We start from the raw sequence: 12,055 nt of genomic DNA, 5'->3' as shown, positions 1-12,055 counted from the left end.
AATCCCCCTTCTCTTGCGGCGCTGAAGGCAAAGAGATTCCAGCTTTCGCTGGAATGACGGAGAGTATGCGTTGAAGGAGAAGTTGCATGTCGCGGTGTTGATGGGCGGCTGGTCGGCCGAGCGCGAGGTCTCGCTGACCAGCGGCAATGGCTGCGCCGACGCGCTGGAGAGCCGCGGCCACCGTGTCACCCGGATCGACATGGGCCGCGATGTCGCGCAGCAGCTTGCCGCCGCCAATCCGGACGTGGTGTTCAATGCCCTGCACGGGACGCCCGGCGAGGACGGTACGGTGCAGGGCCTGATGGACCTGATGGGCCTCAAATACACCCATAGCGGCCTCGAAACCTCGGTCATCGCGATCGACAAGGAGCTGACCAAGATGGTGCTGGTGCCGCACGGCATCCGCATGCCGGCGGGGACGATGGTGGAGAGCGAGAGCCTCTACGACGCCGATCCGTTGCCGCGGCCCTATGTGCTGAAGCCGGTGAACGAAGGCTCGTCAGTCGGCGTCGCCATCGTCAGCAAGGAGAGCAATTACGGCGATCCGATCGCCCGCGACGCGAAGGGCCCGTGGCAGGAGTTCGGCCGGCTGCTCGCCGAGCCGTTCATCAAGGGGCGCGAACTGACCGTCGCCGTGCTCGGCGAGGAGGCGCTGGAAGTGACGGAGCTGAAGCCCAAGGCGGGCTTCTACGACTACGACGCCAAATATACCGACGGCCTCACCGAGCATGTCTGCCCGGCCGACGTGCCCGCCGATGTCCGCGCGGCGGCGATGGACATGGCGCGAAAGGCGCATATCCTGCTCGGCTGCAAGGGCGCGTCGCGCTCCGACTTCCGCTGGGATGACGAACAGGGCGTGGACGGCCTCTATCTGCTCGAAGTGAACACCCAGCCGGGCATGACGCCCTTGAGCCTCGTGCCCGAGCAGGCGCGCGCGCGCGGCATCGACTATGCGACGCTGGTCGAGCGGCTGGTGGAGGCGGCCCTGTGAACGCCCGCATCGCCCGCGGATCGGCGCAGCGCACCCGGCCGAAGGGGCGGGCGGCGCCGCGCTCGGTCAATACGCGCCGGTCGAAAACGCCGGGTATGCTCGAGACGATGGGTGTGCCGCCGAAGATGGTGCGGCGGATCGGCGGCTGGCTGCTGGCGCTGGTCGTGTTCGGCGTGCTGCTCGGGGCTGTCCTCATGCTCCGCCTGCCGCAGCTCGCCGGCCTGACGCTCGGCGAGGCGATCGGCGAGGCCGGCTTCAAGATGCAGCGCGTCGAGATCCACGGTACCGAGCGCGTCTCGCGGCTCGACATCTACAATGTCGCCTTCGACCAGCCGTCGATGGCGATGCCGCTGGTCGATCTTGCGGCGACCCGCGCGCGGCTGCTCGAATTCGGCTGGATCCGCGAGGCGCGGGTGTCGCGGCGTCTGCCCGACACGTTGGTCGTCGACATCGTCGAGCGGCGGCCGGTGGCGATCTGGCAGAATGGCGGGCGTTTGAGCCTGATCGATGCCGAGGGCGTCGTGCTGGAGCCGGTGCGGGTCGAGGCGATGCCGCAGCTGCCACTGGTGATCGGCGCGGACGCCAACCGCCATCTTGCTTCGCTTGCCGGCCTGCTCTCCGCCGCGCCGCACCTCAGGCCGCAAGTCGCGGGCGCGACCTGGGTCGGCGGGCGCCGCTGGGACATCCGCTTCCAGACCGGTGAGACGCTGACCCTGCCGGAAGGGAATGATCTGGCGCTGCGTGCGATCCGGCGCTTCGCCAGCATGGACCAGCAGACCCAGCTGCTCGGCCGCGGCTTCGTGCGCTTCGACATGCGCGATCCGGCGCGGATGGTGGTGCGGGTGACGCGCGAGCCGGGCTCCTCGGTGCCGCAGCTGGTGCCCTCTGATCCGGGCCAGATTCCCGAAGACCTGTCGAGGACGATATGAGGCGTCCGACCCCGGCGCCCTCCCGCAACCTGGTCGCGGCGCTTGATGTCGGCTCCTCCAAGGTTACGGCGATGATCGCCGAGCCGGGCGAGGACGGGCGGCTCAGGATCCTCGGCACCGGCCAGCGCGAGAGCCGCGGCGTCAAGCGCGGCTTCATCGCCGACATGGCGAAGAGCGAGACCGCGATCCGCGAGGCGGTCGAGCAGGCCGAGCGGATCGCCGGCACCAATATCGACCAGGTCCATGTCGGCTATTCGGCCGGCGGGGTGGTGAGCGACGTCGCCAGCGTCGAGGTGGCGATCGGCGGCGGCCAGATCGCCGATGCCGACATCAATGCGTTGCTCCGCGCCGCCCAGGAATCGATCGATCCGGCCGGGCGGATGGTGCTCCATGCCATGCCGGCACTCTACACGATCGACGGAATAAACGGGGTCAGGAAGCCGCACGGCCTTCATGCCGAGAAGCTCGCCGTCGACATCCATGTCATCGCCGCCGATCCCTCGCCGGTGAAGAATCTCGACCTGTGCGTGCGCTCCGCCCATCTCGGCGTCGAGGCGATCGTCGCCGGGCCGGTGGCCGCCGGCAAGGCCTGCCTCAGCGACGAGGAGCGCGAGCTCGGCGTCGCCCTGGTCGAGCTCGGCGCCGGCGTGACCAACGTCTCGGTGTTCGCCGGAGGCATGCTGGTCGGGCTCAAATCCATTCCGGTGGGCGGCAGCGACATCACCGACGACATCGCCGCCGCCTTCGGCACGCGGCGCACCGAGGCGGAGCGGATCAAGTGCTTCTACGGTTCTGCTATGATGAGCCCGCGCGACAATCACGACATGATCGAGCTGGCGCCGATCGCCGGGCATCAGGACGGCGTCGAGAGCGCACGCATCACCCGCGCCCAGCTCGTCACCGTCGTGCGCCAGCGGCTGGAGCAGCTCACCGGTGAGATCGAGGCGGCGCTGAAAGGTCTCGGCTTCGCCGGACCGTTCGGCCGGCAGGTCGTGCTGACCGGCGGCGGGGCTGAACTCAAGGGCATGGCGGATTATGCCCAGGGGGTGCTCGGCCGTGCCGTCAGGGTCGGGCGGCCGACCATGGCGGGCCTGCCGGAGGCGCATAGCGGTCCGGCCTTCTCGACGCTGGCCGGGCTCGCCCAGTTCGCCGCCTCGGACGACACCGATCTGCGCGCCGGCTTCGCCGCGCCGCAGGCGGACGGGCGGAGCGGCAACATGGTCCAGCGGCTGATTGCGGCTTTTCGGACTCAGTATTGAGGAAAGTTGGGGAAAACGTGACGCTGCTGTTAACTTTTCGCTCGCACCGCGGAATCGCATCGTGCAGAAGGGCTTAGAGGGTATCCGCCACGCGGTGCGCGGGGATAGGGGAGACGAGGAATGAGCATCGATTTCATCCGTCCGGAAGTGGAGGAGCTGCGGCCCAGGATCAGCGTGATCGGGGTCGGCGGCGCTGGCGGCAACGCGATCGCCAACATGATCCAGTCGGACGTGCAGGGGGTCGACTTCATCGTCGCCAACACCGACGCGCAGGCGCTCAACTATTCGACCGCGGACCGCAAGATCCAGCTCGGCCCGAAGATCACCCAGGGCCTCGGCGCCGGCTCGCGGCCGGAGATCGGCAAGGCCGCCGCCGAAGAGGTGAGCGCGGAGATCGAGACCGCGCTCGACGGTGCGCATATGTGCTTCATCGCCGCCGGCATGGGCGGCGGCACCGGCACCGGCGCGGCGCCGGTGATCGCCAAGGCGGCGCGCGACCGCGGCATCCTGACCGTCGGCGTCGTCACCAAGCCGTTCGCCTTCGAAGGCGCCCGGCGCGCCCGCTCGGCCGAGGCCGGCATCAACGAGCTCCAGCAGCATGTCGACACCCTGATCGTCATTCCCAACCAGAACCTGTTCCGCATCGCCAACCCGAACACGACCTTCAAGGAAGCGTTCATGATGGCGGACGAGGTGCTGCAGCAGGGCGTGCGCGGCATCACGGACCTGATGGTCATGCCCGGCCTCATCAACCTCGACTTCGCCGACGTCCGCTCGGTGATGAGCGAGATGGGCAAGGCAATGATGGGCACCGGCGAGGCCGCGGGCGACAACCGTGCGATCGAGGCGGCCGAGCAGGCGATCGCCAATCCGCTGCTCGACGGTGTTTCGATGAAGGGCGCCAAGGGCGTCATCATCTCGATCACCGGCGGCGAGGACATGCGCCTGATGGAGGTCGACGAGGCCGCCAACCATATCCGCGAGCTGGTCGACGAGGACGCCAACATCATCTGGGGCTCGGCGTTCAACAACGATCTCGACGGCAAGATCCGCGTCTCGGTCGTCGCGACCGGAATCGACGTCGAGGAAGCGACCCAGGCGACGCCGCTGCAGGCGAAGGTGTTCACCTTCCCGGGCTCGCGCGGCGCAGCTGCCCCGGCCGCCGAGCCGGCGCCAGCCCGCGCGGCCACCATGCCGTCGGTCGAGGAAGCACCGTCGGCCGCGCCTTCGATCACGCTCACGCCGCCCGAGCCGGCCGCCGAAGCGCCGGCCGAGGAGGAGACGGTCAGCTTCATCGACGAGACCGTCGAGGCGCCGGCCGAAATGCTGCTCGACCAGCCAGCCGACGATGAAACCGGCGATGACGAGTTGCTGCTCGACAATCTCGAAGGGCAGGAGGTCGCACCGCCGCTGCGCGGCGACGAGGACATCAGCCAGAGCGAGCGCCGTTCCTGGCTGAACCGCGACGCCGAGGAGGAACCCGAAGAAGCCGCCAAGCCGCGCGAAGGCGGCACCTTGTTCGAGCGCATGTCGAGCATCGCCCGCGGCGCCGCCAAGGCCCAGGTCGACGACGAGGATTCGCCGCGGGTGCGCCCTGGCCGCGACCCGCTCGACATCCCGCGTTTCCTCAACCGGCAGAACAACCAGTAGGGGGAGTCCAAGCGGCCGATCCGCGATGCAGCTGGTCTGCCGACGGACGTTCGTAATAGGTGCTGCCGCCGCGGCGGCAGCATCTGCGATCGCCGCGCCGGACGCGCCGCAAGGCCGTATCGAGACGGTCGAGCCGCTTCGTTCCGGCGATGATCCTGAGCTGCGCGTCCGGATCTGGCTGCCGTGCGGCTATGACGAAGAGGTTCGGTCCTACCGCACGCTCTACATGCTCGACGGGCAGTGGGCCTTCGCGAGCGACGCCGACGGCGAGAACTTTGCCGCCGATCACCGCGTCGCCCGGCTTGCCGCCGCTGGCCGCATCGAGCCGGTCCTGATCGTCGCGATCGACAATCTCGGGACGATCGCTTCCGGCAATATATGCCGCAGACGATCTACGATCTGTCGGAGGGCAGTCTGCGCGCCGCGATCGATCGTGAGATCGCGCGCCTCGCGGGGCGGCCGCTTCTCTCGGCGCGGTTCATCCAATATCTCACGACAAGGCTGAAGCCGTTCATCGACGCGCGCTACCGCACTCTGGCGGACCGCCTCGACACTGCCATCTTCGGCGCCAGCCAGGCCGGTGTGATGGCCGGCGCCATCTTCGTCGAGGCGCAGCAGACTTTCGACCGCGCCGCGTGCATGTCACCGAACTGGCCGATCTACGACGAGCGTTTCATCGAGCATCCGCAGCTGCTTACGCTCTGGCCCGATTATTTCGGCCGGCTCGGCGGCCCGGCCGGACGGCGGCTGTGGCTGGATCATGGCACCTTGATGATGGACGCCGGCATGGCCCCGCATCAAATCGGGATCGCGCGGCGACTGGCGGAACTGGGATGGCGGCCCGGTCGCGATCTGGAGACGCGCGTCTAAGGGGGGCGCCGGCCACGCTTTCGCCCGGACGGCCGTGCAAATGGACGAGGTTCTGGCATGGCTGCTTGCCTGATGCCGCCCGGCAACCGGGGAGACGCGATTTCATCGTCTTGCGATACCGCCTCGGCGCACGACGGGCACGTCGGTCATTGCCGGTAAAGGCATGCGCGGCTCTACATGTGACATGATCTCATCGACGGTGCGGTCTCGCCGCGTTGGCCTTGTGCTGCTGGCGTCCGCCGCCTTTTCAACCAGCCTTTCGGCGCAGCCGCCGCGGCGGCCGGCCAATCTGCCGCCCGGCGCGGTCGTCCAGCCGCTCGATACCGGCGCCGGCGAGGAATTGCGCCGTCATCTTTCCGCCCTCAACGAGAATCCGCGCAGCGTCTCGGCCCTGGCCGGCGCCGGCCGCGCCGCGCTCGATATGGGCGATCCCGATGCGGCGCTGACCTTTTTTTCCCGTGCCGATGAGGTTTCGCCGCGCGACGCGCGGGTGAAGGCCGGCCTCGCCGTGGCCATGACCCAGCTCGAGCAGGCGCCGGCGGCGCTCAATCTCTTTGCCGAGGCGGTGCAGCTCGGCGCGCCCGAGGCGGAGATCGCCGGGGACCGTGGCCTTGCCTATGACTCGGTCGGCGATCCGGCCCGAGCGCAGCGCGATTATGCGCTGGCACTCCGCAACCGCGACGACCCCGAAATTCGCCGGCGCATGGCGCTGTCGATGGCGATCAGCGGCCAGAGCGAGGCGGCGAGCCGAATGATCGATGCGCAGCTCCGGCGCAACGATCGCGCGGCCTGGCGCACCCAGGCCTTCATCCTGGCGATGAACGGCGACACCGCGGGCGCCAATCGCGCCGCGGCCGGGGTGATGCCGGCCGGCATGGTACAGGCGATGGCCCCCTTCTTCGCGCGCCTGCCGTCGCTGACGCCCGCGCAGAAAGCGATGGCCGCGCATTTCGGCCACTTCCCCGGCAACGGTACCGTGCGGATGGCCAGTCGCGGCAGCGGCACCGTGCCGCCGGCCCCGACGAGCGCACCGCCATCAGTCCCGCCGCCGACCCGCGCCCAACCGGACGCGCCGGGAACCACCATGCCGCCGCGGCGGCAATGGCCAGTCTCGCCGATCGAGAATGCGGCGCCTGGCCGGAGCCGTCCGCAGATCGCCGAACTCAACCCGCGCGTCGTTGGCCCGTCGAACCCTGCCGTCTCACCGCCGACGGGTCCTGCTTCATCGGCGACCACACAGCCGCCGCTGGCCCGCTTCCAGCCCAATGTGCCGGGCACGGGCGCATCGATCACTTCGACGGCCATCCCCGCTTCGACCGTCGGTGCGACCCCCGGTTTTTCTCTGACTCCTTCCGGCACGCAGCCGTCACCTGGTGCGCAATCGCCGCCCGACGAAACCACGCCAGTCGTTGCGATCCCCGCCCGGCCATTTTCCGAGATCGCCGCATTGGTGAACGAGCTGCGCGAGGAGGAGACGGTGCGGCCGCCGGCCAATTCCGCCACGCCGCCGATGACCGACCGGCAGATTGCCGATGGCCTTGCCCGCGAGCGGGCGCGCGCCAACCCACCCGCGCGTACGACGACCGCGCAAGCCCAGCCGGCACGGCCGGCGCCGGCGCCGGCGCGCGCGACGCGGCCGGCGAATCCGAGCCGGCACTGGGTGCAGATCGCGACCGTGCCGGACCGGGCGGGGCTCGCCGGTGAGTTCAACCGGCTGCGGGGGCGGGCGTCGGAGCAGCTCAGTGGCCGGACGATCTACACGGCGCCTTACGGGCGCTCTTCCAGCCGGCTGCTGGTCGGTCCGTTCGACACCCCGCGCGCGGCGCAGGAGTTCGTCAACCGGCTCGGCCAATCCAGCGTCTCGGCATTCGCCTGGACAAGCGAGGCCGGCCAGGAGATAGAGCGCCTCCAGACGCGCCGATGACCCTCGCCCCTTACGCCTCCGATCCCTCCCGCAGCCGCGGGCGGCGCCATGCGGAGGGGGGACGGACGACGCGGGGCCCCCGCGACGATTTCCAGCGCGACCGCGACCGGATCATCCATTCGATCCCATTCCGGCGGCTCAGGCACAAGACCCAGGTCTTCGTCGCCCCGGACGGCGACCATTTCCGGGTGCGCCTGACCCATAGCCTCGAGGTCGCCCAGATCGGCCGGACGATGGCCCGAGCGCTGGGCCTCAACGAGGATCTGACCGAGGCCCTGTGCCTCGCCCACGACATCGGCCACCCGCCTTTCGGCCATGCCGGCGAGGACGTGCTCGAGGCGGCGATGGCGGAGGCGGGCGGGTTCGATCACAACGCGCACACGATCCGACTGCTGACGAAGCTGGAGCGGCCCTATCCCCGCTGCGACGGATTGAACCTTACCTGGGAGACGCTGGAGGGGCTGGCCAAGCATAACGGGCCGGTCGCCAAGGCGACTTGGGCACTCGCTGAAGCCGATGGCGAGTTTCCGCTGGAGCTCGGCACCTGGCCGAGCCTGGAGGCGCAGGTCGCGGCGATCGCGGACGACATCGCCTATGACAATCACGACGTCGACGATGGCCTGCGCGCGGGCCTGTTCCGGCTCGACGATGTGCTGGACGTGCCGCTGGCGAAACAGAACTGGACGGCGGTGCGGGCGCGTTTCCCGGATGTGCCGCAGGTGCGCTTGCTGCCCGAGCTGATCCGCGAGCAGATCGGCGCGATGGTCAACGACGTGCTGGCCGAGACGCGGCGCCGGATCGTGGAGGCCGGCGTGGCGAATGCCGAGGAGGTGCGGCACGCGGGACATGCGCTCGCCGGCTTCTCGGAAGCCTTCGCGACCGACGAGCGGCGGCTGAAACGCTTTCTCTACGCCCGCATGTACAATGCCCCGCCGGTCCAGGCGGTGCGCAAGGAAGCGCAACGCGTCCTCGCTGGCCTGTTCGCCGCCTATCGCGACGATCTGCGCCTGTTGCCGTCGGAATGGCAGCCGGTTGAGGCGAGCCCGACTGCCGCGCTGCGCGCGATCGGCGACTTCATCGCCGGCATGACCGACCGCTATGCGGTCCGCCGCTACGAGGAGCTGGTCGGCCCGGCGCACCTGCCCGAAGGATTCTGACGACTGGCGCGTTTGGGCTATATCGGATCGACCGATCGAGGCCCGCTTATGACCGAAATCGCCATTGCCCTCAATCGCTTCGGCCTTGGCGGCCGGCCTGACGAGGCGCCGCCCGGCGACGCGAAGCGCTGGCTGCTCGGGCAGCTCGATCGCTTCGAGCCGCGTCCGCCCTCAATCGCCGCCGCGCCGCAGCGTCAGACCGTGGTCGCCGATCTGGCGGACTTCTACGAGGAACAACGCGGCCAGGCGCAGCTGCGCCGCGCAGCGGGTGGCGCAGGCCGTCGCGGACGCCTGCGTATGCAGCCGGCCGCGATGAAGGATATGCCAGATCCGGAGGCGCAGCCCGGCATGGCGCAAATGCCGGACGCCATGGCCAATGTGCCGGACCAGGCGCGCCGCTTCGTCAGGCGGCAGGCGCACGATTATTATCTGAACCTGGTCGGCGCGCGGACCAATGCCGCGCTCGCCGCGCCGGCGCCGTTCGTCGAGCGGCTGGTCCATTTCTGGGCCAATCATTTCGCCGTGTCGGCGGACAAGCTGACCGTGATCGGGCTTGCCGGGCTGCTCGAGTTCGAGGCGATCCGGCCGCATGTGCTGGGCAAATTCTCCGACATGCTGATGGCGGTCGAGCGGCACCCGGCGATGCTGCTCTATCTCGACCAGGCAGTGTCGATCGGGCCGGACTCCACCATCGGCCGGCGCATCGCCCAGCGCGGGCGGCAGCGCGGCCTCAACGAGAATCTGGCGCGCGAGATCCTGGAGCTGCACACGCTCGGCGTGAACGGTGGTTATGCCCAGGCGGACGTGACCGAGTTCGCGCGCGCTCTGACCGGCTGGACCGTGGCCGGCATCACGCGCGGCCCCGGCCAGCGCTTCATTCGCGGCGCGCCGGGCGAGTTCGCCTTCGTGCCGATGATCCACGAGCCGGGCCCACGGACGATCATGGGGCGCAATTACGCCCAGGAGGGCGAGGCGCAGGCGACGGCGGTGCTTGCCGATCTCGCCGCCCATCCCGCGACCGCCAGGCACCTCGCCACCAAGCTGGCCCGCCATTTCGCCGGGGACGCGCCGCCGCCGGCGATGGTGCAGCGGCTGGAGCAGGCGTATCTGAGGAGTGGCGGTGATCTGCCGGCCGTCTATCGCGCGCTGATCGATTCTCCGGAAGCATGGACCCCGGCGCCGGCCAAGTTCCGCAGCCCCTGGGATTGGTCGCTGGCGGCCCTGCGCGCGGTCGGCACGCGCGAAGTGCAGCCGCAGCCGGCGGCGGGCCTGCTCACCCAGCTCGGCCAGCCGGTCTGGCGACCGGGTTCGCCGGCGGGGTTCGACGATATCGATGCGAACTGGTCCGGCCCCGACGCGCTGATGCGCCGGGTCGAGGCGGCGGAACGGCTCGCCGGCCGGACCGCCGAGACGATCGACGCCCGCCGGCTCGCCCCCCGGCTGCTGCCCGGCGCGGTGAGCGACGCGACCGTCCAGGCGATCGCCCGGGCAGAGAGCTCGGCGCAGGGGCTTGCGCTTCTGCTCGTTTCGCCGGAATTTCTCAGGAGATGAGCATGTTCGACCGCAGGGCCTTTCTGGGTGGCGCGGCGGCCACGGGCGCGGTGTTGCTCGCCGCGCCCCATCTCGCCGTCGCGCAGGCGGCGACCGATCGGCGTTTCGTCTTCATCATCCAGCGCGGCGCGGCCGACGCGCTCGGCACGTTGGCCCCGACCGGTGATCCGGCCTTCGCCCAGGTGCGCGGCGCCTTCGCCGAGGATTTCGCGAGCGGGGCGCGGATGGGCGACTTCACCCTTCACCCCAATCTCGCCGAGATTGCGCGACTCCATGCCGCGCGCGAGGCCCTGTTCGTCCATGCGGTCGCCTCGCCCTATCGCGAGCGATCGCATTTCGACGGGCAGAACGTGCTCGAGACCGGCGGCAACGCCGCCTATGCGCTGCGCGACGGCTGGATGAACCGGTTGCTCGGCCTGCTGCCGCCGGCGGAGTCGCGCGCGATCGCCGTGTCGGCGACTGTGCCGATGGTCCTGCGCGGATCGCACGAGGTCAGTTCCTACGCTCCTTCTGCGCTGCCCGACGCATCAGACGATCTGCTCGCACGGGTGAGCGCGCTCTATGAACGCGATGCGGAACTTCACGCTGCCTGGCAGCAGGCGCTGCAGACCCGCGCGATAGCGGGCGATCTGGCCCAGGCCGGCGGCCGCAACGCCGCGGCGACCGGCACGCTGGCGGCACGCCTGCTGACCGGCGAGGGCGCGCGGATCGCGGTGATCGAGACCGGTGGCTGGGACACCCACGCCGGTCAGCGTGCCCGGCTCGGGATACAGTTGCGGGGGCTCGATGCGATGATCGCGGCGCTGAAAACCGGGCTCGGGCCGGACTGGGCGAACACTCTGGTGATCGTCGCCACCGAGTTCGGGCGCACGGTCGCGCCGAACGGCACCGGCGGCACCGACCATGGCACCGGATCGATGGCGATGCTGCTCGGCGGTGCGGTCGCCGGCGGGCGGGTGATCGCCGACTGGCCGGGCCTCGGCAACGCGGCGCTCCATGAGGGCCGCGACCTCAAGCCGACGATCGATCTCGACCTGCTGATCGCAAGCGCGATGGCGGAGCATTACCGGCTCGATCCGGGGCGCGCCGGGCGGACATTGTTCCCGAACATCGCCAGCGCCCGGCCGCTGGAGGGTCTGATCCGCGCCTGACCTTGCGGCTTTTGCGGTTTCGCGCGGACCGCGCCGTCCCTATGAATGGGCAAAACAGGAGGGACGGGAATGGCGCCGCTTTCGATCGCCCTGTTCGTGCTGACGCTCGCCGCCGCTTTGGGATCGGCGACGATCGGCGGCCTCTATTTCGCCTTCTCGACTTTCGTCATGCGCGCACTCGGCGAGCGCCCGCCGGTGGAAGGGATGGCGGCGATGGTGTCGATCAACCGGGTAATCCTGCGCTCGCTGTTCATCCCGGTCTTCATGGGCACGGGCGTCCTGAGCCTGATCCTCGCCCTTTACGGCGGGTTCGTGCGGACCGAGGCGTCGGGCTGGCTCCTGTCCGGCGCGCTCGCCTATCTCGCCGGCAACATCTGGCTGACCATGGCGTACAACGTGCCACTCAACAACGCGATCGACCGCGCCGATCCGGCGGCGGACAATGAGGCATTGTGGAAGCACTATCTGGTCCGCTGGACGCAGTGGAACCATGTCCGCACCATTGCCTGTCTGGCCGCGGCGGGGTTCTTCATCATGGCCATGGTGGTCGACGGATAGTCAGCCTTCTGCGGG

The 12,055-nt window shown here is 69.7% G+C and carries 10 protein-coding genes and 1 pseudogene; all 11 read left to right on the top strand.

The window, feature by feature from the left end:
- The first annotated feature begins 70 nt into the window (after positions 1 to 70).
- Entirely contained in the window at positions 71 to 991 is a 921-nt protein-coding gene (locus RCO27_RS18570; protein WP_309004213.1) for a D-alanine--D-alanine ligase, read from the top strand.
- A complete protein-coding gene (locus RCO27_RS18565) occupies positions 988 to 1,920 on the top strand; it encodes a cell division protein FtsQ/DivIB (protein ID WP_309004212.1) in 933 nt (310 codons plus the stop codon). The genes RCO27_RS18570 and RCO27_RS18565 overlap by 4 nt, the downstream gene beginning before the upstream one ends.
- Complete coding sequence (gene ftsA / locus RCO27_RS18560; protein WP_309004211.1) at positions 1,917 to 3,179, top strand: cell division protein FtsA; 1,263 nt, start codon at positions 1,917 to 1,919, stop codon at positions 3,177 to 3,179. Before RCO27_RS18565 ends, ftsA begins: the two co-directional genes overlap by 4 nt.
- A 120-nt stretch (positions 3,180 to 3,299) precedes the next feature.
- Positions 3,300 to 4,829, top strand: coding sequence for a cell division protein FtsZ (ftsZ, locus tag RCO27_RS18555; protein ID WP_309004210.1), 1,530 nt, complete (start codon positions 3,300 to 3,302; stop codon positions 4,827 to 4,829).
- A 25-nt stretch (positions 4,830 to 4,854) separates the two neighbouring features.
- A pseudogene (locus RCO27_RS19285) lies at positions 4,855 to 5,181 on the top strand (alpha/beta hydrolase-fold protein); the annotation flags it as partial.
- Positions 5,182 to 5,207: 26 nt separating this feature from the next.
- The gene (locus RCO27_RS18550) at positions 5,208 to 5,699 is read left to right on the top strand and encodes an alpha/beta hydrolase-fold protein (RefSeq protein ID WP_309004209.1); all 492 of its coding nucleotides are present in this window, start codon (positions 5,208 to 5,210) and stop codon (positions 5,697 to 5,699) included.
- A gap of 184 nt (positions 5,700 to 5,883) precedes the next feature.
- Positions 5,884 to 7,623 (top strand): tetratricopeptide repeat protein, encoded by a 1,740-nt coding sequence (locus RCO27_RS18545; protein WP_309004208.1) that lies wholly within the window; start codon positions 5,884 to 5,886, stop codon positions 7,621 to 7,623.
- On the top strand, positions 7,620 to 8,780 hold the full coding sequence (locus tag RCO27_RS18540) for a deoxyguanosinetriphosphate triphosphohydrolase (protein ID WP_309004207.1): 1,161 nt from the start codon (positions 7,620 to 7,622) through the stop codon (positions 8,778 to 8,780). The genes RCO27_RS18545 and RCO27_RS18540 overlap by 4 nt, the downstream gene beginning before the upstream one ends.
- Before the next feature lie 48 nt (positions 8,781 to 8,828).
- A complete protein-coding gene (locus RCO27_RS18535) occupies positions 8,829 to 10,331 on the top strand; it encodes a DUF1800 domain-containing protein (protein ID WP_309004206.1) in 1,503 nt (500 codons plus the stop codon).
- A gap of 2 nt (positions 10,332 to 10,333) precedes the next feature.
- Complete coding sequence (locus RCO27_RS18530) at positions 10,334 to 11,482, top strand: DUF1501 domain-containing protein (RefSeq protein ID WP_309004205.1); 1,149 nt, start codon at positions 10,334 to 10,336, stop codon at positions 11,480 to 11,482.
- A 69-nt stretch (positions 11,483 to 11,551) separates the two neighbouring features.
- Entirely contained in the window at positions 11,552 to 12,040 is a 489-nt protein-coding gene (locus RCO27_RS18525; RefSeq protein WP_309004204.1) for an anthrone oxygenase family protein, read from the top strand.
- The last annotated feature ends 15 nt before the right edge of the window (positions 12,041 to 12,055 follow it).

This window comes from Sphingosinicella sp. LHD-64, from assembly GCF_031157375.1.
Classification (GTDB): Bacteria; Pseudomonadota; Alphaproteobacteria; order Sphingomonadales; family Sphingomonadaceae; genus Allosphingosinicella.
This window is presented reverse-complemented; position numbering and strand designations above follow the sequence as displayed.